This is a genomic window from Tepidisphaeraceae bacterium, from assembly GCA_035998445.1.
Lineage (GTDB): Bacteria > Planctomycetota > Phycisphaerae > Tepidisphaerales > Tepidisphaeraceae > DASYHQ01.
The window spans coordinates 139,819-165,012 of record DASYHQ010000026.1 but is presented as its reverse complement, the minus strand read 5'-3'; the positions used below and the strand labels follow the sequence as shown (position 1 = coordinate 165,012).

Sequence of the window (25,194 nt, the reverse complement as noted above, 5' to 3'; positions counted from 1 at the left end):
GCCCATGCTACGGCCGGAGCAGAGCCGATCACGTCACTTGTGCGCGTCGATCAGCATGCTCATGCGGACGAGGTCGGCGATGTTCATCGCGCGGGTCTTCTCCATCAGGTGCGTGCGATGGTTCTCGACGGTCTTGATCGAGATGCCGAGCGTGCTGGCGATCTGCTTGCTCGAAAGCCCGTCGACCAGCAGCTTCAACAGCTCTCGCTCGCGCGACGTGACGGCGGTGAACCGGTCGCGCAACTCTCGCAGTTCAGCATCGGCGGCGCGGTTCTGGGCGTCCAGTTCAAGCCCAGAGCGCACCTTGGCCAGCAGCGTCTGCGGGTCGACGGGCTTCTCGAGGAAGTCCAGCACGCCCAGCTTCATGCCCTGCACCGCCATGTGAATGGTGCCGGTGCCACTGACGATCAGGATCGGCAACGCGATGCCGCGCGTGCGCAGCTGTTCGACGAGATCGATGCCGCACATACCCGGCAGTTGCAGGTCGAGGATGAGGCAACCCGGGCACGTGGGCCGGCAGGCAGCCAGGAACTGCGCTGCCGACGCGTACGTGGCGCACGCTAAACCGGCCGACTGCAGCAGCAGGGCGGTCGACTGGCGCATGCCGGGGTCGTCGTCGACGACGTGGACGATCGGTTGTTCGTCGCTCATACAGCCTCCTGCTGAACGTCGGTCACCGGGCGCGTGGGTCGCAGGGTGAACGAGAAGGTCATGCCACGGTCGGGGTTGCGCTCGGCGGCGATCTCACCACCGTGCTCTTCGATGATGGTTCGGCACAGGGCCAGCCCGATGCCCATACCGTTGGACTTGGTCGTGTAAAACGCGTCGAAGATGCGTGGCAGTTGGTCGGCCGGCACCCCGCTGCCGTTGTCCGATATAGACACGCGCACCTTCCCTTGGCCGTTGCACGCCGTCCGGACGATCAGCCGTCGTTCCGGCGTCTCGTTGTCGCGCATCGCGTCGATCGCGTTGCGCATCAGGTTGATCAACACCTGCTCGATCTGCACGTGGTCGGCCAACACCGGACCGAGCGTGCAATCCAACTGCCACTGCGGTTGCACGCCTGCGGTACGCAGGTCGTAGGACATGATGCTGGCCGAATCGCGAACGGTCGCGTTGATGTCCACCGGTTGGCCGTGCGGCCGTTGCTTCTTCACGAAGCTGCGCAACCGGCGGATGATCTCGCCTGCCCGCGCGGTTTCCGACACCACGGCCGCCAGCGCGTCGGCCAGTTGTGGTGCACTGAGGTTGCCACGCTCAAGCAGTACGCGGCAGGCCTCGGTGTAGTTCGCAATTGCGCCCAGCGGCTGGTTCAGCTCGTGCGCGAGGCCCGACGCCATCTGGCCGACCGTGCGTACGCGTTCCAGATGGGCCAGCTGCGCCTGCTGCTCGTGCCATCGCTCTTCCGACTGTTTGTGAGCCGAGATGTCGCGCGAGATGCCGATCAACCCCACGACGCGCCCGCCGGCGTCGCGGTGGGGGGATTTCGTCTCCAGGAAGTGGAAGGTCCGGCCGTTCGTCGTGACCGTCTCCTCGTACGTCTGCGTGCCCTCCGACGCCAGCACGCGCCGGTCGCTGTTGCGCACGATCCCACCGACCTCCGGGCCGAGCAGCGTGATGTCGTCGTTGCCGACGATCTCCTCTGGCGTGCGGTTCATCGCGCTGGCCAGGGCGGCGTTCACCAGCAGGTACCGGCCGTCCACATCCTTGATGTAGACGGGATCGATAATGCCCTCGATCAGCGTGCGCAGCAGTGTCGAGCCGTTACGAATGGCATCGCCCGCGAGCTTCAGTTCGTGAATGTCGGTGCTGGTGCCGATCCAGCGGACGATGTTGCGCTCGTCGTCCGTCACTGGCACCGCACGGCCCAACCACCAGCGGAACTCACCGCTGCGAGCGTCCTGCAGGCGGTACTCGTGCTCGAACGCATTGCCCGTGCGCATCGACTCGCTCCAGATCGCATGCGTTGGCGCGACGTCGTCCGGGTGAAACAACGCGTCCCAGCGGCTACTGCTGGCGTTCGGCTCACCGATCAACTCGAGCCCGCGGCGGTTGTAGTAGTCGATCTGACCATCGCCGCCGGCCGTCCAGACGATCTGGGGCATCGCGTCGGCCAACTGCCGAAAGCGCTCCTCGCTCTCGCGAAGCGCCTTGGCGGCGCGGCGCGCCTCGGTGGTGTCCTGCAGCGTCAGCACGAGCAACTCGATCTCGCCCAATGGGCTGCGCACGATGGCGCCGGTGTAGTTGATGAACCATTCCTGTTGGGTGTCGGTGCGCCGCACCAGCAACTCGACGTTATCGACGTGCTCGCCTCGAATCATGCGAGGGATTGGCCATTCGGGGACGCTGAGGACCCGACCGCCCGGCTCGGCCAACACGAACGTGTCGACGAAGTGGGCCACGTGATGCCGCACCTCGTCGATCGACGCGTAGCCGTGCAACCGCAGCGCCGCGGGGTTCCAGTCGATCAGGTTCCCCTTGCTGTCGGCGACCACGACCCCGTTGGCGATGCCCGACATGGCGGCGCGCAGCCGTTCCAGCTCCCGGCCGGCGATCGATTCCGCCGGCGCCGGGGCCGAGGGTACGGTGGCCGATGGCGGCGTAACCGTCGCGCTGCGCCGGTGAGAACGTTCCTGCGCAACCCACCGGTCCCACCATCGAACCACCCCAAGGCATACGAGCACCGTGGCCAGCAGGACCGTCAGTTCAGACGGGCCCATCGAGAGCGCCAGTGGTGCGGTCAGCAGGCTGAGCATAGCGTTCACAACGTCGTCCATGAGAGAGGTGACGTCATTATACACGTAGATAGGCAGGCGCAGCTTCTCGCCAGGCAGTGTTGCGGGGAAATCCCCAAGGTTTCTACGCTGCCGTCGACAGCACGTCGGCGGCGGGGCGCAGGCCGACCTCGATCAGGAAGCGGCCGTTGGGGCAATCGAACGGAATGGCGATGAACGGCAGCGCCTGGGGGTAGACGACGTCGCCGGTGTTCAGCAGCGTGGGGACCGTCATGCTCAGCGGGCCACCGGCGCCGGTCGACAGCTTCTGCTTGGCGCTGCCGGCGATCATGTTGGCGATCTCGGCGATCGCATCGAGCGTGTCGGCATCGATCGCGGTCTGGGGGGTGCCACTGATGCCCGTCGCCAGTGCCAGCGCCACCGGCGCCGACAGGTTCAGCACGAACAACCCGCGGATCTTGCCCGACAGTTCGATGATTGCCGACACCTTGTACAGTTTATGCAGCCGGTCGTCGTCGCGGCGCAGGCGGGGCGTGCCCAGCGTGATCGGCACGTGCACCATCGTCTTGATGACGTGGCCGGTCGCCTCGATGAAGATGTTGATGTGTTCGGCCTTCAAGCGATCCCTTGACCCCTTCTGGCGTACCCTTGATCCCAACCCACGCGCTACGCGGCCTGCGGCGTCTGCACCACCGTGGCCTGATGCACGGCGTCCAACGCGTCGTTGACGACCGGCTGCGCTTCAAGCACCTGCACGATCTCTCCACCGGCGTCGAGCATCACCACCTGTTCCAGCCCATCGATCCGACGGGTCTCGATTCGAATCGGCCCCGGCCGCTCGCGCAGCACGCGGCACGAGACGCGCGGGAACAGCAGCGTCAACCGCCCATGCACCCGCTGGGTGACCTCGATCGCGTGTGCGGCCGAGTTCGTCATGCGTTCGTACGCGACGCGAAGCCATTCCATGCCTTCGGCGCTGCGGACGTCCAATTTCGCAGCTTGGTGCAGCAGGTCGGACATTTGCGTCTGCAGCGTGGGCGTCAGGTGCTTGCGAAACCGCAGCAACGGCTCGGCCGAGCGGCGCAATTCGGCCGCCTTGAAGCGTTGCTGTTGAATCTCACGGATCGTCTGCTGCGCCTGGGCCGCCAGTCGGTGGTCGTTGCCCACCTCGATCACCGTGTGCCCATCGGCCGGCGCGCCCAGCACGGAACATCGCAGTCCCCCCACCGCGGTCACGCGGCTGGAGACGACCGACCCGCGATTCACGATCAGTCGGCCGTCGCAGTCGACCTGGCTGCCCGACACCGTGCCGTCGACCGTCACGTCGCCACCGGCGCGCACGTTGCCGTGGCTGATGTGCTTGGCCGAGATGTTGCCACCGGCGCTGCAGCAGGCCTTGTTGTTGCCCGAGATGCCGTCGGCCACGCAGATGTCGCGCGCAACGTCCAGGTGCGCCGCCTCGATGCAGCCGGTTACCCAGAGCGTGCCACCGCAGCGAAGGTGCGCGTTGTCGCGCACGTCGCCGCGCACCAGCACGTCACCCTCGAAATCGACAGGGCCACTGGACGGCGTGACGTGACCGTCGACCTCGAGCATGGGCACGACGCTCAACCTGCCGTGCTGATCGACGCTTAACCGACCTGCACGCGACGCGCGCAGCGACAGGCCGTCATCGAACACCGTGACCCCCGATCCCGCCAGTGCCAGCATGTTGGCCGGGGATGCCGTTGCGCCGTCCAGTCGCACGCGCGCAACGTTCTGGTCGAGCGTCACGGGCACGACCTGTGCGTGGGCACCCACGCTCACGGGCGCCGGCAGCAGTTCCACCATCCGCGCCAGCCCTTGCAGGGCCGGGCAGGTGAAGATGGCGCCCGCCGATGGGTCGGTCGGACCGTGGTTGGGGTGCGTTGGGTACATCGTCATGCCTGCCTTGTGCCCACCGGTCGATGGGCGATCGTCGCACGCCGGTACATGGCCACCGGCAAGCCAGCGGCTATGTGGGGACGCACGCGCGAGACGTTCCCGCAGGCGCGTCGTTCGCCGCTTAGGCGGCGGCGGCGGCGGCGACGGCGAGCTTGCTGAGCGTCTGCTTGACCTTGTCCATCAGCGCGTCGGGCGTAAAGGGCTTGATCACGTAGTTGTTCACGCCGGCCTTGATCGCGTCGATCACGCGCTGCTTCTCGCTCTCGGTGGTCACCATGATGAGCGGGGTGGCCTTGTCGGTCTCGCGGATCTTTTTCACGAGCGTGTGACCGTCCATGTTCGGCATGTTCCAGTCGACCAGGATGAGGTCGAACTTTCCGGCCGCCGCGATGGCGGTCAGGGCTTCAAGGCCGTCGCCGGCCTCACCGAACTCGACGCCGCCAAGGGTGTCCAGGACCTTCTTCTGAATGTTGCGCATCGTGCGCGAGTCGTCGACCAGTAGGATCTTCATTGGGGTTCTCTCCGAAAAGGCTCACAGGCGCGCCGGCATCCGTCGCGACCACGGGTGTAAAGGTTAAGCAGGCTTGACCGTCTGCTTCACGTTGACCTCGACGGCGAAGTCGCCGACCGGGGTGGTGCAGGGGATGACGATGCACGGCACGTCGCTCAGGCGCGCCACCGTGTGGCCGGCGCCGATGATCACGTTGGGCACGCTGATGCTGGCGGCGGCGCCGAGGTCCTTCTTGGCGCTGCCGGCGATCATGTTGGCCAGCTCACCGATCGCGTCGGCAAAGTCGGGGCTGTCGACGGCGATCTCCATGCCGGCAAAGGCGGCGACGAGTTTGACGGCGGCCGACTTCTCGAAGCTGACGACCACCGAGCCGACCACGTCGCCCGAGAAGCCGATGATGCCCGACACGTCGTACGACGGGCCGGCGCTGCCCTTGAGGTGCGGGGGCTTCACGGTCGTGGGGACCGACACCATCGTGCTGAAGACCTGACGCACCGAGTTGACGAACGGGATGATCAACTTCGGGTTGAGGACCGGCGCCGCCGGCGTTGCAGTTGACATAGTTACTTCTCGCGTTTCGCGTGTTGCTATCGAATCGTCGCGCTAGCGACGTGTGCCCGCCTCATCGAAAAACCATTCGATCCGCGGGGCACGGGGGATCGAACGGCACGTTGTTCTAGTTGTCGTTCACCAGGCGAATCATCGTCCTTGCAATCTCGCCCAGCGGCAGCACCCGCTCGGGCGCGCCCAGCTTCACGGCCTCGCCGGGCATGCCGAAGACGACGCACGTCGCCTGGTCCTGCGCGATCGTTCGCGCCCCGGCGTTGCGCATGTTCAGCAGGCCCTGCGCACCGTCGGCACCCATGCCGGTCAGAATTGCTCCGATCGCGTTCGCGCCGGCCACCTTGGCGACCGAGTTGAACAGGATCTCGACGCTGGGCCGCTGGTGGTGCACGTCGGGCCCGTCCTTCACTTCCACGTAGTAGCGTGCGCCGGAGCGCCGCAGCAGCATGTGCAGCCCACCGGGCGCCAGCAGCACGCGGCCGGGCATCACGGTGTCACCGTCGGCGGCTTCCTTCACCTCGACGTTGCAGATGTCATTCAGGCGCTGCGCGAACGACGCGGTGAACTTGGCCGGCATGTGCTGCACGATCACCGTGCCCGGCGCCGATGGTGGAAACGCGGTCAGCACTTCCGTTAACGCCTGCACGCCACCGGTGGATGCGCCGATCGCGAACACCTTATCGGTCGTGCACGTCATGCTCGACGCGCCATGGGCCGCGCTTCGTGGCGGTGGGGCGACGACCTGTCGCACCTTCGCGACCGACGCGTGCTTGATCTTCTCGATCAGTATCGGCCCAAGATCGCCCACGGTGAATGAGCCGCCCGGTTTCCCGACGATATCAACCGCGCCGGCGGCCAAGGCCTCGATTGCGGTCTGGGTGCCTTGCTGCGTCAGCGAGCTAAGCACGATGACCGGCATCGGCCGCGATCGCATTAGCTTGCCGAGGAACGTGATGCCGTCCATACGCGGCATCTCGACGTCGAGCGTGAGCACGTCCGGGTTCAGCTCCACGATCTTATCGCGAGCGATGTAGGGGTCGGGCGCGGTGCCGACCACCTCGATGGACTTTTCGCGCGCCAGCTCGCGCGACAGCATCTGCCGCACGACGGCCGAGTCGTCGACGATCAGCACGCGGATCGGTCGCGCCGCGGTGGCGATGGGCGAGGTTGTGCGTGCGTCGGCGATCATGCTTACCATCCAAGTCCGGCGACCGCGATCCAAAACAGGTGCCCGTCACCGTCCAACACGTACGCGCCGGGCGGGGGGGCAACATCGGCATCGGGCGCATCGGCCGGCACATCGGTGCATTGCGGCAGGCGCATCTCGATGCCGGCCAAGCTGGCCGGGGGCAGACTCGCCAGCAGGCGGCCGCACATGACGTTCATCATCTCGGCGGCGCAGTCGGTGGCGCGCTCGGCGGCGTCGGGGGCATCGGGGTCGCAGCCAAGCAGGTTGGCAGCGAACACCTTCGCCAGCGCCAGTGGCAGCACCATCGTCACGCCACCCTCAGCATCGGAGCCACCAAAGCCGATCGTGCAGCGCATCAGCGGTTGCTCGCCGGCCGAGAAGGTGGGGACGCCGTCGGCCGGGAAGGGGGAGACGAACGTCATCGACTCCATCGCCTCCACGATCATTTCCAGTGCGCTGTCGGCGCTAATCGATTGCGTATCAAGCATGGTTCGTCGCTCCCTGAAGCACGTCGCGCACGGCGACGGCGATCTGTTCGGGCGTGAAGGGCTTGCGGACGTACCCGCGAATGCCCGCCTCGCTGGTCAGTCGTTCCAACCGTTCCACGTTCGGCTCGGCCGAGACGACGATCACCGGGATGCCGGTGGTCTCCGGGTTGGCGTGGATGGCGCTGGCCATCTCCACGCCGGTCATCTGCGGCATGTGCAGGTCGGCCAGCACGAGGTCGACCCGCACGCACGACAGCACCTCGAGCGCCGCCTTACCGTTGGGGGCCTCGTAGATCTGCTGAAGGGGCACCTCGGCCATCTGCAGCGTTCGCTTGATGACCGCCCGCGTGGTGGCCGAGTCATCGACGATGAGGATGTTGTGTCCGTTGCTGTTCATGAAAGGCACTCTCGCTCTCTCTCGTTCAATCGCTTTCGATCGTTCGTCGCTGCCCGCGTCCCGCTGACCCGTCCTACATCACCTTCGTCTCACCACCGCTCTTGATCGTCAGCGCGCCGTCGGCCACGGCCAGATAAACGGTGCGTGGGGCCTTGCCACCGATGTCCTCACCCTCGATCAGCATGCCGTGCTGCCAGAGGATCTTGCGGATTGCGGTGTGGTTGCGCTTGCCGATGTTGAAGACGCCCTTGTCGTCGAACATCTGCGCCGCGCCGGCCAGCTTCACCTTCATGCGCTTCTTGTTTGCGCCGTGTCGCTCCATCTCGCGCAACAGCACGGCAAAGCCGGTGTCGGCGAACATGGTGGGGCACTGTTTGGCCCGGTCGGCGTCCAGCGTCGAGGTGGGCAGCTGGTAGTGCAGCATGCCACCGACGCCCGCGACCGGGTCGTGCATCGAGACGCCGATGCACGAGCCTAACGAGTAGGTGACGATCGTCGCGCTCGCGTCGTTCGATGCCTTGGCATCCGAAATGTTGACGACAATGTTCACGTTGGTTCCCGTCTCTAACGCGTTCGGTCGTTTGGTAAAGACCTGCCCGCTGAAGTGGGCAGGGCATAACGGTCCTGGTTCGATCGATGCGTTTTACACTTTGCCGTAAATGGTCGGCTCGACGTACTTGAACTTGTGGTTGATGCCCGTCAGCGATTCCGAGTGCCCGGTAAACAGCAGGCCGCCGCTCTCCAGGCAGCCCCAATACCGGCCGACGAGCTTTTCCTGCGTCGGCTTGTCGAAGTAGATCATCACGTTGCGGCAGAAGATGAAGTCGAACGTGGCGTCGAACGGCCAGGGTTCCTGCATCAGGTTCAAGTGCCTGAAGCGCACGCTGGCACGCAGCGCGTCGGCCACGCGGAAGACGGCTTCACCGTCCTGCCGTTCCGGGCGGAAGTACTTGTTCTTGATTGCCGGTGGAACCGACTCGACGCGCGCCTTCTCGTAGACGCCCTCGCGGGCGATGCCCAGCACGCGGGTCGAGATGTCCGTCGCCAGCACCTTCACGTCCCACTCGGCCGGTGATTGCCCGGCGGCCTCGATGGCCTCCATCAGCGTGATGGCCAGCGTGTACGGTTCCTCGCCGCTCGAGCAACCCGCGCTCCAGCAGCGCAACCGGCGGTCGCCGCTCTTTCGCCGGCGCTCCAGCAGGCCGGGCAGCAGCACCTTTGACAAATGCTGGAAGTGCTTGTTCTCGCGAAAGAAGCTGGTGAGGTTCGTGCTGATCGCGTCGATCAGGGTCGTGAACTCGGCGCCGCTCTTGTCGGCCTCCACAAAGTCCAGGTACGCGCTGACACTATTCAGGTCCGTCGCCCGCAGCCGCTTGGCGATCCGCGCCTGAACGAGCGACATCTTGCCGTCGTGCAGGTTGATCTTGCAGTGCTGGTAGACCATGTCGCTGAGTCGGCGGAACTCGCGTTCGGTCAGGTTGCATTCGGCTTGTGCGAGCATGGTTCGTCATCTCCTGTCGTTCACCCGAGCACCGCCCGCCGCACAACGCCGTGTTCACGGCCAACGCGAGGCGGGAGAATTGTGCAGCACCGTCCTTCGATGCGGTGATGCCCTTTGGTTCGACTGGATAAGGCCGTGGGTTTATCTGGAATAACGCGGAATAGCGCGGATTCGGACAATTTTGCCTTCGATTGCAGTTATTGGAACCTGCGAACGCACCGGGAAGCACTACCGCCCTTATCGGACGGGGCTTTGAAAAACGGGGTGGGACATTTCGCTAAACGGTAGGGGTTACATGGCCGAAGTTGCATCGGTACAGCCGTCGTAAAGCGTACGAACTGCGCAACGGCATCAGCGTGATGCCGACCACAGTAGACGCCAGACGCCGAAAACGGATTCACGGGGCACATAGCCATGGATAAGCAGGACAACGTAACCTTGCCGTCGAACCAACAGGATGCCGGCGAACTGACGGCGCTCGTCGAGCGCATCGCCTCTGCCGTGGTGATGGCCGACGCCGAAGACGTCGTCGCGCTGGCGGCGCTGCACGGCGACCTGCAGAGCGCCGTGGCCAGTGGCAAGTCGAGCGCGGTCGTCGACCGTGCAACGACGGCCGAGAAGATCGTGGAAAGCCTGATCCTGCGCGAAGCCCAGGACACCGCTGCGGCGCTGAAGCAGTTGAGCGATACGGTGACCGACATGGTGCGCGCCATCTCGAGCATCGACAGCTCGCCGAGCCAGCGGCCCACGCCCGACGCCGCCGTTGCCAGCATCCCCGCGACCGCCGCAACGCCAACCGCCGCTGCCGTCCAACACACCGACTACGCCGCCGACGAGCGCCCGATCGCCGCCGACGACCTGCCGCTGGTGCAGGAGTTCGTCGCCGAGGCTCTGGGCCACCTGGAGGCCGCCGAGGCCGAGTTGCTGAAGCTCGAGGCGCATGCGGATGACGTCGAATGCCTGAACGCGATCTTCCGCGCGTTCCACACGATCAAGGGCGTCTCCGGCTTCCTTAACCTGCGCCAGATCGGCGCCCTCGCCCACTCGGCCGAGAATTTGCTGGACTTGGCGCGCAAGGGTGAGGTGCGGCTGGAGCATGGGTCGATCGACCTCGTGCTGGAATCGGTGGACGTCGCCAAGGCGCTGGTGCTGGCGACCGACGCCGCCGCCAAGGCCGGCGTCGCCACGCCACCGAACGATCGGTTGCTATCGCTGATCGATCGCCTGAAGGCCTGCGTGGATGCCAAGGGCGCCACTGCGCCCGTCGCCGCTGCCGCCGTCCCAGTGGCCGCCGTTGCGACCGACGCGAAGCCTTCATCCACAATCGCAAGCGCGCCGGTTGCCGCCGCTCCTCAAACTGAAACACCGCGTCCCGCGGCGCCGCAACCGCGAGCCGAAGCGCCGGCCGCAAACGCAGCCCCTGCCGGCAACAACTCCAACGCCACTGCTGGCGATGGCACCGTGAAGGTGGCGACCGATCGGCTCGATTCCCTCATCAACATGGTTGGCGAGCTCGTCATCGCCCAGTCGATGGTGGCCCAGGACGCCAAGTCCATCCTCGGCGCCACCGCCGGGCAGCGCATGACGCGCAACATCGGTCACCTCGGCAAGCTCACGCGTGAACTGCAGGACCTGTCGATGTCGATGCGCATGGTGCCGATCCACGGCGTCTTCCAGAAGATGGCCCGCCTCGTCCGCGATTTGACCCGAAAGAGTGGCAAGGAGATCGAACTGAACGTGATCGGTGGCGAGACCGAACTCGACCGCAACGTTGTGGAAGCGATCAGCGATCCGCTGATCCACATGGTGCGCAACGCCGCCGACCATGGTGTGGAGATGCCGGACGTGCGCTTTGCCGCCGGCAAGCCGCGCGTCGGGCGGATCGAACTGCGTGCCTATCAGCAGGCGGGCAAGATCTTCGTCGAGATCGCCGACAACGGCCGCGGGCTGAACAAGCAGCGCATCCTGAAGAAGGCGATCGCCGCCGGCATCGTCGCCGAGGGGGACGAACTGACGGATCAGCAGATCTTCCAGCTCATCTTCCACGCCGGCCTGTCCACCGCCGAGCAGATCACCGACGTGTCGGGCCGCGGCGTCGGCATGGATGTGGTGAAGCGCAATGTCGAGTCGCTGCGCGGCCGGATCGACATCACGTCGGTCGAAGGCAAGGGCGCCACGTTCACCATCCAACTGCCGCTCACGCTGGCCGTCATCGACGGGCTGATCGTGCGCGTCGGGTCTGAACAGTACATCGTGCCGATCACCAGCATCGAAAAGAGCCTGCGCCCCACGCCCGAGCAGCTGTCGAGCATTCAGGGTCGCGGCGAGATGTGCATGGTGCGCGACCGCTTGCTGCCGCTGTTCCGGCTATACAGCATGTTCAACGTCAACGGCGCCAAGGAAGACCCGACCGATGCGCTCGTCGTCGTCGTGCAGGACAACGACCGCTGCTGCTGTCTGCTGGTCGACGAACTGCTTGGCCAGCAGCAGGTGGTGATCAAGTCGCTGGGGGAGGGCGTCGGCACGGTGCCGGGCATCTCCGGTGGCGCGATCCTGGGCGACGGCAGCGTCAGCATGATCCTCGACGTGCCCGGCCTGATCGACCTGGCCGCCGCGGCTTAAGTTCCCATTCAATCAAGCACCACCCGCCACGGCGGAGACGTGTGTACGTATGTTCTAGTCTACACAGGTGACGATGATGAAGATGACGATCGGCAAACGAATTGCACTCGGTTTCACCGCGACCATTCTGCTCAGCGCCGGGCTCGGCGGGTTCAGCCTGATGAACCTGACCTCGGTTCAGCGGGACAGCAGGGCCGTTACGCAGGTCAGCCTGCCCGCGGTACAGCGGACGTTGCAGATGCAGAACTGCATCGCGACGAACAACGGTCGGATGTTCAAGCAGCTGTTCGCGCGAGATCCGAAGGACAAAGCCAGCGTGGACGCCGAGATGAAGACCACGACCGCGGCGCTCACCGCGCTGTACGCCGAGTACGAGAGCGCCATCACCGACCCCGCCGACCGCGCGCTGTTCGACGCGGTGGGGGCCGCCCGCAAGGAGTACATCGCGCAGCGCAACGTCGCGCTGAAGGCGACCACGCCCGAAGAGGTCTACGCCCAGCTGGAAGCGAAGGTTGTGCCGGCGTACGACAAGTACCAGGGAGCCATCGGACAGCTGACCGACTTCAACCGCAACAGTGCCGAAGCCGCGTCGACCCAGATCGATGCGACCGTGGCGCGGTCGGTGCGCCTGATCACCGCGGGCGTACTGCTGGCGGTGCTGGGTGGGGCGGCCATCGCGCTGCTGATCTCGCGCAGCACGGGTCGGCTGTTGAACCGCTTGGCCAACACGCTCGCTGAGGGCGCAAGCCAGGTGGCCGATGCCGCCGGGCAGGTGGCATCGTCCAGCCAAAGCCTCGCGCAGGGCGCCAGCGAACAGGCCGGCGCTCTGGAGGAAAGCACGAGCGCGCTGGTCGAGATGGCCGCGATGAGCCGCACCAGCGCCGAAAGCGCCGGCCGGGCCACGTCCATCTCCGCCGACGCACAACGCGCCGCCGCCAAGGGCAACGAGGTGATGTCCCGCATGGGCACCGCGATGGTGGACATCCAGCAGAGCGCCGCCAAGACGTCACAGATTCTCAAGTCGATCGACGAGATCGCGTTCCAGACCAACCTGCTCGCGTTGAACGCCGCCGTGGAGGCCGCCCGCGCCGGTGAGGCCGGCAAGGGCTTTGCGGTGGTTGCCGAGGAAGTGCGCAACCTCGCGATGCGCAGTGCAGAGGCGGCCCGCAACACGGCCGCGCTGATCGAGGCGTCGGTCCAATCCTCGCGCACTGGCGCCACCCTGGCCGACGAGGCCGCGGCCACGCTGGGCGAGATCAACGCGTCGGCGACGCAGTTGAACGGGCTGATCCTGGAGATCGCGGCAGCGGTGAAGGAACAGGCGAGCGGCACCGCACAGGTGAACGGGTCGATTGCGCAGATCGACAGCGTCACCCAGCAAACCGCCGCCGGCGCCGAGGAAGGCGCCGCCGCCGCCGAACAGCTGAGCAGCCAGGCCGAGCAGCTTCAGTGCGTGGTCCGCGAGCTGCTGGCGATGGTCGGTGGCCGCATGCCGAGCGTCACAGGATCAGGCCCGCGATTCGCCACTACCGCTGCGAACGCCTCAACCACTGAACGCTCCGCCCATACGTATCGCGCCGCGGCGTAAGCGTTCTGATTAGAAACCAAGAGTAGGGGCAGGCCTCCGTGCCTGCCCTTTTCTGTTCGCACCTATGCAACTGAAAAAGTAGCCCAATCGCCAAGCCGTCATCCTGAGGTACTCCGAAGGATCTCCCCCCGTATTCACTTTGGGGATGCAAAGATCTTTCGCGTCATTTCAGAGATGACGACCATTCATGCAGCGGCACGCGCGGAGGCCTGCTCCTGCATCTACCCTCCCTTTCATTGACGCCCCACAAATCATCACGACGATAACGCAACGGTTGCACGACGCGATCGCGTGTTCCGAGCGGCACGATCACGCTCGCATATCAGCGGTGAAAGCGACATCGTCATGGCACAGAAACCCGTCCTGCGTCTTGGGGCCGCGTGGTATCCGGAACAGTGGGGGCGCGACGTGCTCGAGCAGGACGTCCGCCTGATGGTGCAGCTCGGCATCAACGCCGTGCGTGTCGGCGAATTCGCGTGGGCGCGTTTCGAGCCAGCCGAGGGGCGGTTCGAAACGCAGTGGATGCGCGACGCGATGGACCTGGCGCATGCGCACGACATCGGCGTCGTCCTCTGCACGCCCACTGCTACGCCGCCGGCGTGGTTGCTGCACACGCGCCCCGAACTGGGTTACGTCGACCAGAGCGGCCGTCAGTATGGCCATGGTGGTCGGCAGCAGGCTGACTACAACAACCCGCTGTTCCGCGATTATTGTCGATGCGTGAACGAGGCGGTGGCACAGGGGCTCGGCGATCACCCGGCGCTCATCGCATGGCAGACGGACAACGAGCTGCGCGGCCACCAGAAGCTGTCGCTGTCAGAACCGGCCATCGCGGGTTGGCACGAGTGGTTGCGCGCGCGGTACGACGGTGACATCGAAGCATTGAACGCCTCGTGGGGCACCGAAGTCTGGAGCCAACGGTACGGCGCGTTCGAGCAGGTGCCCGCGCCGTGGCCACTTCCGACCTACTCGCACAGCATGTCGCTGTTGACGAACTATCGGCGGTACATGAACGACTCCGTAGTCGCGTTTCAGCGCGAGCAGATAGAGGTGATTCGAAAGTACAGCTATGCGCCGATCACGCACAACAGTGAGGACAGCGTCGACGAGTGGGACCTCACGCGCGAACTCGACTTCGCCGCGACCGACACCTATGTGGACGGCCACCATCCTGAGCACGTCCTGTACCGATTTGACTGCTTTCGCTGCCTGAAAGCGGGCACGCCGTTCTGGACGATGGAGACCGGCTCGGAGGGGTACCTGTATGGTGAGCTGGCGCCGGCAGGGTGGTTGCCATGCTTTGCGATGATGAACTTCGCCAGTGGGTCGCACGGGCTTAGCTACTGGCCCTGGCGGCAACAGAGGGCGGGCGCTGAGATCGACCACAACGCGATCGTCAGCGTGGCCGGTCGCCCGTCGAGCGGGTGGCACGAGATCGAGAAGATCAGCAAGTTACGGCAGCAACTGGAGCCACTGTTGCGCGAGTTTCGACCCGCACGCGCACCGGCTGCGTTCGTGAGATCGGAGACGAACGGACATTTCTTTTTCGTCGACCGGGTGGCCGGGCTAGAACCGAACTTCAACTTTCGCGCCCGTCTGGAAGAGGAGTACCAGACGCTGCGCCGACTTGGCCTGTGGCGCGACGTGATCTACGACCAGGCGCCGGTGACGGGGTATCGCATCGTCTTCTCGCCCTACCTGCCGCACGCGTCGAGCGACTTCCTGCAGCGCATGCGCGAGCATCTTGAGAATGGCGGCGCGTGGGTCGCGGGGCCGTACTGCGGGTACCGCGATCGCGATCACACCGTGCCGACCGAGGGTGAACTGGGCGCGGTCGAGGCGATGCTTGGATTCCGCACGAAGTTCACGCTGTCGCTCGGCAAAGGTACTGGCAACGGCATCACGCTCGCCAATGGCACGAGGGCGCACGCCAGCATGCGGTCGATCGTGTTCGACGCGTCGGTCGATGACGAGGTGCTGGGCACGTACGACCACCCACGGCTCGGTAAGGCGGCGTGGGGCATCAGCCGACCGTTTGGCAAGGGCCGCATCTACGTGCTGGGCAGCCGGATCGAGCCGGCCGAGCGGGCGGTGGTTTACGGCGACATCCTTCGGCGCGAAGGGATTGATCTCGTGCCGACACCGGAGCGCGTTTCCCTTTTCCCACACACCGCGGTTGATGGCCGCAAGGCCTGGGCGATCGTGAACTGGGATGCGGTGCCGCACGTGATCAACCTGCCGGCAACGGGGCGGGACATGCTGGACGATGGCCGCCGGGTAGGGACGGCGATCACCGTTGCGCCGTTCACGTCGGCTTTCGTCATCTTCGATGGCGCGTGATAACCGCGCGCGTGCGCCGGCAGCGCCACGAGCGCGCAACGCGCACGTATGAAGCGAGGAGCCTCCTCCCTGTGGGGAGGCGGTCGGACCAATCGAGATTGTCAGACCGAATTATCAGGATTGGGCAGGACCCGCGCGGGTGTTATGATGCCGCACAAGGAAACGGGCGCGGCGGTCTCGGTGATCGGGGACATTCCGGTCGTGCCGCTCGCCTTTAATCATCTCTGGAGCGGAAAATCCTATGCAGGTAGCAACCCTTTCCAGGCGGGCCGTACCGCTTGTCGTTGTTGCGTCGTCGCTGCTCGTTCCGTCCATCGCAGCTGCCAGTGAGGCAGACCTTCACATCCCAGCCGAATTAAGCGATGCCAACGCCGTGGATTTCTTCGGCCTTAGCGGTCACACACTGCTCCTGGCGGGCATGTTCATCCCGCTGCTTGGGCTGCTGTTTGGCTTGATGATCTGCGCGCAGCTGAAGCGCATGCCCGCGCACCGCACGATGCTGGAGGTGTCGGAGCTAATCTACGAGACGTGCAAAACGTACCTGTTCACCCAGGGCCGGTTCCTGATGGGGCTGTGGGCGCTGATGACGATCGCGGTGGTCGCTTACTTCGGTTTTCTCGCCGAGTACCCGACTGGCGTGATCCTGGATGGTGTGGCGCAGATGACCGCGGGCTACCCAATGGGCAGCGTGGCGATGATCGTCGCGTTCAGCCTGATCGGCATGGCCGGTTCGACCGCGGTCGCGTGGTTCGGCATTCGCGTTAATACGTTCGCCAACAGCCGCACCGCGCATGCGTCGCTCCGCGGGTACGGGTATCCGTGCTACGCGATCCCGCTGAAGGCCGGCATGTCGATCGGCATGGTGCTGATCAGCGTCGAGCTGTTCCTGATGCTCTGCATCCTGCTGTTCGTGCCACCGAACCTTGCCGGCGCCTGCTTCATCGGCTTTGCGATCGGTGAATCGCTCGGCGCCGCGGCGCTGCGCGTGGCCGGCGGCATCTTTACGAAGATCGCCGACATCGGCGCCGACCTGATGAAGATCGTCTTCAAGATCAAGGAGGACGACGCCCGCAACCCCGGCGTGATCGCCGACTGCGTGGGCGACAACGCGGGCGACTCGGTCGGCCCATCGGCCGACGGGTTCGAAACGTACGGTGTGACCGGCGTGGCGCTGATCGCATTCATCCTGCTGGCGATCGCCAGCCCGGTGGTTCAGGTGCAGTTGCTCGTCTGGATCTTCGCGATGCGCCTGCTGATGGTCATCACGTCGGGGCTGGCCTACTTCGTCAACGAGGCCATCGCCAAGTCGCGCTTCGCCAACGTGCGCAGTTTCAACTACGAGGTGCCGCTGACGACGCTGGTGTGGATCGCCTCGATCCTGTCGATCGCGGCGACGTACATCGCTTCGTACTTTTTGATCCACGAGATCACGATGCGCGATGGCACCGTCAATACCGACCTGTGGTGGCTGCTGGCGACGATCATCACCTGCGGCACGCTGGCCGGGGCGATTATCCCTGAGGTGACGAAGGTCTTCACGTCCGTCCACTCGCGGCACGTGCGGGAAGTGGTGACGGCATCGCGGGAGGGTGGGGCGTCGCTCAACATTCTGTCGGGGCTGTCATCGGGCAACTTCAGCGCGTTCTGGGTGGGGGGCATCACGATTGGCGGGTTGATGGCGATCGCGTACGGCATCAGCCAGATCGGTGGCAGAGACACAGGGTTGGCGTCGATCATGCCGGCCGAGGCGATCTTTGCGTTTGGCCTGGTGGCGTTTGGCTTCCTGGGCATGGGGCCGGTCACGATCGCGGTCGACAGTTACGGCCCGGTGACCGACAACGCCCAAAGCGTCTACGAACTTTCGCTGATTGAGGAACAGCCGAACATCCGGACCGACCTGCAGCAGAACTTCGGCATCGCCGATGCCGACTTCGTCGCCGCCAAGACGCTGCTGGAAGAGAACGACGGTGCCGGCAACACGTTCAAGGCCACCGCAAAACCCGTGCTCATCGGCACCGCCGTCGTGGGCGCCACGACGATGATCTTCTCGCTCATCATGATCCTGACCGACGGCCTGACGGTCACCGAGAACATCGCCAAGCTGTCGATCCTGCACGCGCCGTTCCTGCTGGGCATCATCATGGGGGCCGCGGTCGTGATGTGGTTCAGCGGCGCCAGCTGTCAGGCGGTCATCACCGGCGCGTACCGCGCCGTCGAGTACATCAAGCGCACGATGAAACTCGATGGCGAGACGAAGGCCAGCACCGAAGACTCCAAGAAGGTCGTTGAAATCTGTACTATTTATGCCCAAAAAGGGATGATTAACATCTTCGTTACCATATTTTTCATGACGCTGGCGACCGCGTTCATCGAGGAATACTTCTTCATCGGCTTCCTGATCGGACTGGCGATCGTCGGCCTGTTTCAGGCGATCTTCATGGCCAACGCCGGTGGCGCGTGGGACAACGCCAAGAAGATCGTCGAGACCGAACTGCGGGCCAAGGGCACGCCGTTGCATGATGCCTCGATCGTCGGCGACACGGTCGGCGACCCGTTCAAGGACACCAGCTCGGTCGCGCTCAACCCAATCATCAAGTTCAGCACGCTCTTCGGTTTGCTCGCGGTGGAACTGGCGCTGCAGCTCAGCAAAGATGGGCACGCTGACCTGCGGCACATCCTCGCGGTTGCGTTCTTCGCTGTGGCGTTGATCTTCGTCTACCGCTCGTTCTACGGGATGCGAATCCAGAGCGTCGCCGACGAGGTTGGCTGATTCATCAGGCGGCCGTGGCGATGCGCGATTGCCTGAGGTAGGCGGTCGCCTCGTCGGCCGACAGGGGCTTGGCGAAGAGGAAGCCCTGCCCCAGATCGCACCCGACCGCCTGCAGGAACGCGACCTGCTCGGCCTTCTCGATGCCCTCGGCGACCACGGTCATGCTGAGGTTGTGCGCCAGGTCCATCACCGCGTGCAGCACGGCGGCGTCGCGCCGGCGGTCGAGGTTGGCGATGAACGCGCGGTCGACCTTCAGCAGGTCGACCGGAAACTTATGCAGGCAGCTCAGGCTGGAATAGCCAGTGCCAAAGTCGTCCACCGCCACGCGCACGCCGATGGCGCGCAGCTGGTCGAGCATGTCCCGGGCGTTGATGCGGTCGTCCATGATCACGCTCTCGGTGATCTCCAGCATCAGGTCCGCCGGGTCCAGCGCATGGGTTTGCAGTTGCGCACGCACGTGCGCGACGAGCCCCGGGTCCTGCAGTTGCCGGCGCGACACGTTCACCGCGACGCGCAACGGGACCGAACTGGGCAGCTGCGCCCGCCAGACCGCCGCCTGGCGCACGGCCTCGCTGATCACCCAGCGTCCGATCGGCACGATCAGACCCGTATCCTCGGCGATCGGGATGAAGTCCAGCGGTTTGATCAGGGCGCCGTCCTTGGACCAGCGCAGCAACGCCTCGAAGCCGGCCAGTGCGCCGGTGCTCAGCGCGACGACGGGCTGATAGTGAAGCTGCATCTCGTTGCGCGACACCGCGTGGCGCAACTCGCTCTCGGCCCTTAGCCGCTGCATGGCCTGCGCGTGCATCGTCTCGTCGAAGATCGCGTAGCGGTTCTTCCCCTCGGCCTTGGCCTTATACATCGCGGCATCGGCGTCGCGCAGGAGGTCGCGCGGGTGCGGGTTCGCGCGGTCGGCCAGCACGATGCCAATGCTGGCGGTCGTCGTCATCTCCTGCCCCTGGTAGTCCACCGGATGCGCGACCGCGGCCAGCAATTGCTCGGCGATGCGGGCCGCGTCGCTCGCGCTGCGCAGGCCGGCCAGCAGCACCGTGAACTCGTCGCCGCCCAGCCGCGCGACCTCGAACGAGGCGTGCGGCTGGCTTTGGGTCGCTGCCTGCAGCACGCGTCGCAACCGCTCGGAGATCGTCACCAGCAACCGGTCGCCGGCGGCGTGTCCGAGGCTGTCGTTGATGACCTTGAACCGGTCCAGATCCAAGAAGAGCACGGCGAATCCCACGCCCGCGTCACCAGTGGCCTTGGCGGCCTCCTGCGCAATGCGCTCGTTGAACATCGCGCGGTTGGGCAGGCCGGTCAACGCGTCATGCAGCGAATCGTGGCGTAGTCGTTCCTCGGCGGTGCGGCGGTCGGTGACGTTGTCGTGCGCCACCACCACGCGAACCGGCCCATCGCCCGCGAAGCGCGAGGCGCGCATCGCGAACCACCGCCGTTCGTTCGGCGCGTGGCACGGGTACTCGATCGTGAACGTGCTCTGCTCGCCACTGATGATGGCGCGCAGGCCGCGGGCGACGCTGGCGGGAGTATCGTCTTCGCTTCGGCTGGATCGATCGCACGTGTCAAGGTAATTGGCACCCACGCCGGTCCTGCCATTGCCGCCGTCGCCTGCATCTTCGCCGAACTTCCGCCAGGCACTGTTCACCGCGATGATCGTGCCATGCTGGTCCAGAATCGCGATGTGCGACGTCAGCGCGTCCAACGCCGATCGCGCGAACCGTTCCGATTCGGCCAGCGCACGCTCGGCCTGCTTTTGCTCGCTCACGTCGCGGAAGTACCAGATGCGCCCGTAGCTCGTCCCGTCGCCATCGCAGAGCGGCGCGGTGTACCGGTCGAACGTGCGACCATCGCGCAGCTGGATCTCGTCGCGCCCGCGCTCGTCAAGGTTGCGCATGAGGTGCGCAACGCGCGCCGCGAACGCCGCGGGGTCCACCAGCTGGCCGCTTACGGCGCGAAGGGCGTCGTCGTCGGAGCGGCTGGCCAGCACTTCGCTTGATAGGTTCCACAGCTCGGCGAACCGTCGGTTGTACGAGACGATCGACCCGCCCGGCGAGGTGACGAGAATGCCCTCGATCGATACCTCGCTCTGCGCTTCGAGCAGCGCTTTCTGGAATCGCAGCGTGTCACCGGCGCGCCGCTGCGTCGAAACGTCGCGCGCGATCTTCGAGATGCCGGTGATGTTGCCGGCCGCATCGCGAATGGGCGAGATGGACACCGAGACGCAGATGCGCTCGTTGCCCTTCTTCAACCGGTCGATCTCATGATGCGCAACCCGCCGACCCTGTCGCACCAGCTCCAGCAGGCGGTCTGCGCCGGCCTTCAACTCGGGCGGGCAGATGATGTCCAGCGGGCGACCGACCGCCTCCTTAGCCGCGTAACCGAAGATCTGTTCGGCGCCGGCGTTCCAACTGTTAATCGTGCCGTCGAGCGTCGCGCTGATGATCGCATCGTCCGAGCTTTCGATGATCGCCGCCAAGCGCGCCCGCACGGCTTCCTCGGCCCGACGTTCGGTCACATCGCGGCCGACGCCGATCACTCCGGTGATGCGCCCCTGTTCGCGCGATGGCGCGATGCTGACCTGAAACGTGCGGTACGAGCCATCCTTGCAGAGGATGCCCGTCTCGAACGCTGGTGGCGACTCGCCGCCCATCGTGATGGCGAAGCGGCTGGCGACGAAGGGCAGGTCGGTCGGGTGAATCAGGTTGGCGAACGGTTGCCCGACCCATTCGCTGCACGTCCAGCCCGTGCTGGTCGCGAACGCATCGCTGAGCGAGGTGAAGCGGCCCTGGGCGTCGATGACGTAGATCACGTCCTGCACGGTCGCCAGCACGCGTTCGAATCGTTCGATGCTTTCAGTTAGCGCCTGCTGCGCGACCTTGTGTTCGGTGATGTCTGCGAACGTCACGGCAATGCCATCGCCGAACCGGGTGGCGGAAATGTCGGCGACGAAGTCCAGCCCGTCATGAGCGTACCGCCGTTGTACGCGGTAGGGCGTTCCGGTGTCGGCCACGTTGACGTATTTGTCGAACAGGCCCGAGTCCTTCAGGCCCGGGATGACCTCCAGCACGCAGCGACCGATAATGTGCTGGCCCGGCAGCCCCATGAGGCGCAGCGCCGCGTCGTTGGCCAATAGCCAGCGGAAGTCGATGATCGTCCCACCCGCATCGCGAATCGCCTCGGCGGCGCAGATGCCGGCGGTGGAGCGCGCGATGACGGAATCCAGCAGGCCCTGCAGATCGCTGACCATGCCGAGCTGGCCCGCACCTTGGGCGCTGGTCGCAATCGCTCCCCCGCCAACCTGGCCAGCCGTGGTCATTCCTACTTCTCCGCGGCGCGTTTCAAGAAGTGCCTTTGATATGCCGCAGCGTTACAAAACTGCTGTACGGCACTTTATTCATCGGGCAGATGCGCCGCCGGCTGAAGCGATCAGCGGATTGGTTCAGCGTCGCACTCGCGCATGAAAACGGGCGATGGTTGCGAGCCAATCGGCCTGCTTCCACCGCCCGTGTCACGTTGTCGTGCGGATCGCGTCGTCGATCAGCGATTACCGCTTCAGCCAAAGGTAGGTCGGCGATTCCGTCAATTTCAGCTGAACCGAACGATCGGCCGCCTGTTCGACCGCGGGGGTGGCGGCGGGTTGATCGGTCGTGGGCATCTGCTCGACCTTCACGAGCTGGCCGGGCAACGTCAGCGATTTATCGGTCGTCCGGTCACTTCCCGTGGCCGACCACGCGACCCACACGAGCTAATCCGGATCCTGCCCGTGGGCGTACTCGAACACGTACACATCGTCGTCCACCTTCTCGACAGCCTTTGCGAAGCGGTAGTCGCCGAGGCTTTGGTACAGGTGCCGCATGGCGTGGTAGCTGGGCTTGGGTTCCATGTTGCGCGTGACGCCCGACGCCGCGTGGAAGCTGGGGGCGTCGCTGTCGTTGAACCAGTAAAGGTAGGCGCGGTCGAGGTTCATTTCCGAGAACATCAGGAACGACCGCACGATCCACTGCGCCTGCTGCAGGTCGGTCGAGTCCTTCCACTTGCTGTTGTCGGCCGCCGGTTCCTTGGTGGACGCGTCGTAGCCGAACTCGGTGACCCACACTTCCTTGCCCGGCGCGTTCGCATCGCGCCAGTCGATCGACTTCTGCAGCTGCCCCCGATAGTTCACCGTCGCGTTCTCAGGATAGGTGCGCTCGAAGCTCGGCCAGCCTTCCATGAGCGCGTACTTGTGCAGGTTGATGACGTCGTACAGGTTGGACGAATCCTTGAACAGGTCCAGCGGCATCGACCAGCCGTCGGGCTCGCCCGCCTCAACGGTGCAGGTGAGGATCTGCAGCTTCGGGTCCCCGTCGCGCACGCCGCGCGCCATGTTTTCGAAGATGACCTTGTACTGCTCTGGGCTGAACCGCTTCTGCCCCGCCGGCTCGTTGCCGATCTCGACCGACGTCACCAGCTTGTTCGCCCCCGACGGTCCAAAGTACTCCGCGAACGCCTTCCCGTACCGATACGCGTCGGCTGGCATGTCCTTCCACTTGTCCGGCGTAAAGCCGTCGAACTGAATGCACGCATCGATCTCAAACCCCTGCTTCTGCCACGACGCGTACAACTCGTGCCAGTTCACCGGCGCATGCCAACTGCGGAACTTGCCGGAGGTGTCCTTCCAATCAATATGCTGCGCCACCGGGAAGCCCCGTAAATCAGCGCTGTTGCCGTCGCGCACGTCCCAGTCGAACGGGTGGTAATCGCGGACCAGCTTGCACAGCGGGGCGTAAAGCTCGGGATCGAACTGGACCGTGTGGGCGTTGATGCCGATGAAGTCGCGCAGTAGCGGTTTGGGATTGACCTGCGCCGAACTTGCTGTTGTGGAAAGCAGAACTGCAGCGGATAGAAGGTGCAGATGTTTCGATAAGGTCATAGCGTATCCTGATGGAGTACCCGCGTATTCGGGTGCTAAGATCGTCGGGACGATATCTGATGCGACGATCAGTCGTGTGGATATCTAAAGGGCTAATGTGAGCCTTATCGTGAAACAACTGCCTGTGGCGATCCAGAACTGCCCTCCGGGCATTTCACCTGCATGATCTGATTTATAGCCGGCAAGTTCGAACCTGAAGTCCAATCCTTCTCACCCGGCCGTTTTAGTTGCCGGCCTTCAGTCTGCGCGCGTGGCAGGGCGGCCGCAAATGCAGGTGGGGAACTGCCGTCGGCGGTAGTGGCATCGAAGTTGCGCGAAGCCACTACAACCTCCCGTGCTTGCGGCGTATAGCGTTCTAAATAGCCCACGAACTCAGTGCCACCGCAATCAAAAACATGCGCAAGGACTGCAGGCTTGCCTTCGTGATCGAATGGCGGAACGTTCTTAGCGTCGGCTGGAAACCAAGTTTTGCCATCGTCAACGCTGAAGAACATGTTTCCTTCGAACGCATCACTGGTCGTGCTGCCCCCTCTCAACTGATAGAGTGACGCACCTAGACCCAAGACGATCAAAAGAGAAGCCCCGATAACAGTGGCGTTACGATTCTTATCTAGAAATTCTCGGACGGCCATTGTTGCTCTCCTTGGCTCAAGTAGTGGGTGATGAACAACCCGGAATGTGAGCGTGGCAGGCTCCACACTCGGGAGACTGCCACGCCTATGGACACTGATGTATTCGCTTCGGCGTTTCGCACTAGCGCCACGGGAAGCAGAAATCCTTCACCTTCAGTTCGCCTACCTTACGGCCTTCGACGTGCCCATCTAGAAAGAGGACATTCGCGGTCGTGCCAGGTTTCCCACTTCCACGAATGTGTCGGAAGTCGGGGTGACCACGGTAGTACCCATATCCGGACGTTGAGAGCGGGTACCGCAGCTGCGGAATTACGCGGTTGTAATCGGGGTAATAGCTTGACGGAGATGAATCGAACAACCGAGTGCCGTACTTAATTGCACCGCCTCCGGTCGGCTGATCCCAAATGCCTTCGGAGGTGTTCATGTCGGCAACATAATCCCAGCCCGAGAAGCCCAACGCGTCCCACGCCGCTGCAACTTCCTGCGAGTTCCTTACGCGAGACATCGGTCGAGCACGAAACTTGGGCTTTGGGGTTGGACCGGGCAACCACGTATCTTCCATTTCCGTGTTGACGAAGAGTCCTTCATTGAAGCTGTAGTCGACTCGACCTTTCGGCCACCACGATGTCGGGACGTCAACATCTAGGTCTTTCATCACCGGACTAAAGTTATTGAAACCGGAATTCTTAGTGCCCAACTGATCGCTGATTTTCACCGCTGCCGAACCTGCTACGAATGAATCCGAATGTGCATTGGTCGGAGGTAGGTAACCCTTATGCTGCGAGGCATACAGGTGAATGGCCTGGCCCATCTGACGTAGACGCGCAGAGCAGTCGACAAGATTCGCCTGCTGCCTTGCCTTGTTCAGCGAGGGCAACAGGATGCTGATCAGCAGCGCGATGATGCCGATGACGACCAGCAGTTCCACGAGCGTAAAGGCCGAACGACGGCCACGATACTTGTTCGGCGAGCGAGCCTCGACCGACAGGGTTTGAGCGTGCGACATACGTGCT

The 25,194-nt window shown here is 64.4% G+C and carries 20 protein-coding genes; 4 read left to right on the top strand and 16 right to left on the bottom strand.

Translation table 11 applies throughout. The features are described from left to right. Nucleotides 1-33: 33 nt before the first annotated feature. The 11 genes from VGN72_11610 to VGN72_11560 all read right to left on the bottom strand — a co-directional run bounded on the left by VGN72_11610 (nt 34) and on the right by VGN72_11560 (nt 9,308). Nucleotides 34-651 carry a response regulator gene (locus VGN72_11610; GenBank protein ID HEV7300003.1) on the bottom strand — a complete coding sequence of 206 codons (618 nt, stop codon included), beginning with the start codon at nt 649-651 and terminating at the stop codon, nt 34-36. Then, on the bottom strand, nt 648-2,756 hold the full coding sequence (locus tag VGN72_11605) for a PAS domain-containing protein (GenBank protein ID HEV7300002.1): 2,109 nt from the start codon (nt 2,754-2,756) through the stop codon (nt 648-650). Before VGN72_11605 ends, VGN72_11610 begins: the two co-directional genes overlap by 4 nt. 103 nt (nt 2,757-2,859) lie before the next feature. Beyond that, on the bottom strand, nt 2,860-3,354 hold the full coding sequence (locus VGN72_11600) for a chemotaxis protein CheX (GenBank protein ID HEV7300001.1): 495 nt from the start codon (nt 3,352-3,354) through the stop codon (nt 2,860-2,862). Between the two features lie 47 nt (nt 3,355-3,401). Beyond that, the gene (locus VGN72_11595; protein ID HEV7300000.1) at nt 3,402-4,658 is read right to left on the bottom strand and encodes a FapA family protein; all 1,257 of its coding nucleotides are present in this window, start codon (nt 4,656-4,658) and stop codon (nt 3,402-3,404) included. Nucleotides 4,659-4,779: 121 nt separating this feature from the next. Next, on the bottom strand, nt 4,780-5,169 hold the full coding sequence (locus tag VGN72_11590; GenBank protein ID HEV7299999.1) for a response regulator: 390 nt from the start codon (nt 5,167-5,169) through the stop codon (nt 4,780-4,782). A gap of 63 nt (nt 5,170-5,232) precedes the next feature. Further along, the gene (locus tag VGN72_11585) at nt 5,233-5,730 is read right to left on the bottom strand and encodes a chemotaxis protein CheX (GenBank protein HEV7299998.1); all 498 of its coding nucleotides are present in this window, start codon (nt 5,728-5,730) and stop codon (nt 5,233-5,235) included. 115 nt (nt 5,731-5,845) lie between these two features. Then, nucleotides 5,846-6,922: a chemotaxis response regulator protein-glutamate methylesterase gene (locus tag VGN72_11580; GenBank protein HEV7299997.1), complete on the bottom strand. Its 1,077-nt coding sequence runs from the start codon at nt 6,920-6,922 to the stop codon at nt 5,846-5,848. A 2-nt stretch (nt 6,923-6,924) separates the two neighbouring features. Beyond that, nucleotides 6,925-7,410: a hypothetical protein gene (locus VGN72_11575; GenBank protein ID HEV7299996.1), complete on the bottom strand. Its 486-nt coding sequence runs from the start codon at nt 7,408-7,410 to the stop codon at nt 6,925-6,927. Further along, complete coding sequence (locus tag VGN72_11570) at nt 7,403-7,807, bottom strand: response regulator (GenBank protein ID HEV7299995.1); 405 nt, start codon at nt 7,805-7,807, stop codon at nt 7,403-7,405. The genes VGN72_11575 and VGN72_11570 overlap by 8 nt, the downstream gene beginning before the upstream one ends. Nucleotides 7,808-7,880: 73 nt before the next feature. Then, a complete protein-coding gene (locus VGN72_11565; GenBank protein HEV7299994.1) occupies nt 7,881-8,357 on the bottom strand; it encodes a chemotaxis protein CheD in 477 nt (158 codons plus the stop codon). A 93-nt stretch (nt 8,358-8,450) separates the two neighbouring features. Next, nucleotides 8,451-9,308, bottom strand: coding sequence for a protein-glutamate O-methyltransferase (locus VGN72_11560; GenBank protein HEV7299993.1), 858 nt, complete (start codon nt 9,306-9,308; stop codon nt 8,451-8,453). A gap of 438 nt (nt 9,309-9,746) precedes the next feature. Between VGN72_11560 and VGN72_11555 the strand changes: the two genes are divergently transcribed. From VGN72_11555 to VGN72_11540, 4 genes are all read left to right on the top strand, one after another. Next, complete coding sequence (locus VGN72_11555; protein ID HEV7299992.1) at nt 9,747-11,930, top strand: chemotaxis protein CheA; 2,184 nt, start codon at nt 9,747-9,749, stop codon at nt 11,928-11,930. A 73-nt stretch (nt 11,931-12,003) separates the two neighbouring features. Beyond that, the gene (locus VGN72_11550) at nt 12,004-13,518 is read left to right on the top strand and encodes a methyl-accepting chemotaxis protein (GenBank protein ID HEV7299991.1); all 1,515 of its coding nucleotides are present in this window, start codon (nt 12,004-12,006) and stop codon (nt 13,516-13,518) included. Between the two features lie 345 nt (nt 13,519-13,863). Further along, nucleotides 13,864-15,858 carry a beta-galactosidase gene (locus tag VGN72_11545; protein HEV7299990.1) on the top strand — a complete coding sequence of 665 codons (1,995 nt, stop codon included), beginning with the start codon at nt 13,864-13,866 and terminating at the stop codon, nt 15,856-15,858. A gap of 241 nt (nt 15,859-16,099) precedes the next feature. Beyond that, nucleotides 16,100-18,628, top strand: a complete 2,529-nt coding sequence (locus VGN72_11540; protein HEV7299989.1) for a sodium-translocating pyrophosphatase — start codon at nt 16,100-16,102, stop codon at nt 18,626-18,628. A gap of 4 nt (nt 18,629-18,632) precedes the next feature. On the opposite strand, the gene VGN72_11535 is transcribed toward VGN72_11540, so the two are convergent. The 5 genes from VGN72_11535 to VGN72_11515 form a co-directional block, all read right to left on the bottom strand. Next, nucleotides 18,633-21,956: an EAL domain-containing protein gene (locus VGN72_11535; GenBank protein HEV7299988.1), complete on the bottom strand. Its 3,324-nt coding sequence runs from the start codon at nt 21,954-21,956 to the stop codon at nt 18,633-18,635. 228 nt (nt 21,957-22,184) lie between these two features. Next, nucleotides 22,185-22,382 carry a hypothetical protein gene (locus VGN72_11530; GenBank protein ID HEV7299987.1) on the bottom strand — a complete coding sequence of 66 codons (198 nt, stop codon included), beginning with the start codon at nt 22,380-22,382 and terminating at the stop codon, nt 22,185-22,187. 3 nt (nt 22,383-22,385) lie between these two features. Further along, on the bottom strand, nt 22,386-23,549 hold the full coding sequence (locus VGN72_11525) for a hypothetical protein (protein ID HEV7299986.1): 1,164 nt from the start codon (nt 23,547-23,549) through the stop codon (nt 22,386-22,388). Nucleotides 23,550-23,653: 104 nt separating this feature from the next. Next, entirely contained in the window at nt 23,654-24,181 is a 528-nt protein-coding gene (locus VGN72_11520; GenBank protein HEV7299985.1) for a hypothetical protein, read from the bottom strand. Nucleotides 24,182-24,302: 121 nt separating this feature from the next. Next, on the bottom strand, nt 24,303-25,187 hold the full coding sequence (locus VGN72_11515; protein ID HEV7299984.1) for a prepilin-type N-terminal cleavage/methylation domain-containing protein: 885 nt from the start codon (nt 25,185-25,187) through the stop codon (nt 24,303-24,305). Nucleotides 25,188-25,194 lie beyond the last annotated feature (7 nt).

Bases quoted from the DNA above. Each gene is read 5' to 3' on its own strand.
- VGN72_11610 (HEV7300003.1), bottom strand. From the start codon at position 651: ATGAGCGACGAACAACCGATCGTCCACGTCGTCGACGACGACCCCGGC.
- VGN72_11605 (HEV7300002.1), bottom strand. From the start codon at position 2,756: ATGCTCAGCCTGCTGACCGCACCACTGGCGCTCTCGATGGGCCCGTCT.
- VGN72_11595 (HEV7300000.1), bottom strand. From the start codon at position 4,658: ATGACGATGTACCCAACGCACCCCAACCACGGTCCGACCGACCCATCG.
- VGN72_11590 (HEV7299999.1), bottom strand. From the start codon at position 5,169: ATGAAGATCCTACTGGTCGACGACTCGCGCACGATGCGCAACATTCAG.
- VGN72_11585 (HEV7299998.1), bottom strand. From the start codon at position 5,730: ATGTCAACTGCAACGCCGGCGGCGCCGGTCCTCAACCCGAAGTTGATC.
- VGN72_11580 (HEV7299997.1), bottom strand. From the start codon at position 6,922: ATGATCGCCGACGCACGCACAACCTCGCCCATCGCCACCGCGGCGCGA.
- VGN72_11575 (HEV7299996.1), bottom strand. From the start codon at position 7,410: ATGCTTGATACGCAATCGATTAGCGCCGACAGCGCACTGGAAATGATC.
- VGN72_11570 (HEV7299995.1), bottom strand. From the start codon at position 7,807: ATGAACAGCAACGGACACAACATCCTCATCGTCGATGACTCGGCCACC.
- VGN72_11560 (HEV7299993.1), bottom strand. From the start codon at position 9,308: ATGCTCGCACAAGCCGAATGCAACCTGACCGAACGCGAGTTCCGCCGA.
- VGN72_11550 (HEV7299991.1), top strand. From the start codon at position 12,004: ATGATGAAGATGACGATCGGCAAACGAATTGCACTCGGTTTCACCGCG.
- VGN72_11545 (HEV7299990.1), top strand. From the start codon at position 13,864: ATGGCACAGAAACCCGTCCTGCGTCTTGGGGCCGCGTGGTATCCGGAA.
- VGN72_11540 (HEV7299989.1), top strand. From the start codon at position 16,100: ATGCAGGTAGCAACCCTTTCCAGGCGGGCCGTACCGCTTGTCGTTGTT.
- VGN72_11535 (HEV7299988.1), bottom strand. From the start codon at position 21,956: ATGACCACGGCTGGCCAGGTTGGCGGGGGAGCGATTGCGACCAGCGCC.
- VGN72_11525 (HEV7299986.1), bottom strand. From the start codon at position 23,549: ATGACCTTATCGAAACATCTGCACCTTCTATCCGCTGCAGTTCTGCTT.
- VGN72_11520 (HEV7299985.1), bottom strand. From the start codon at position 24,181: ATGGCCGTCCGAGAATTTCTAGATAAGAATCGTAACGCCACTGTTATC.
- VGN72_11515 (HEV7299984.1), bottom strand. From the start codon at position 25,187: ATGTCGCACGCTCAAACCCTGTCGGTCGAGGCTCGCTCGCCGAACAAG.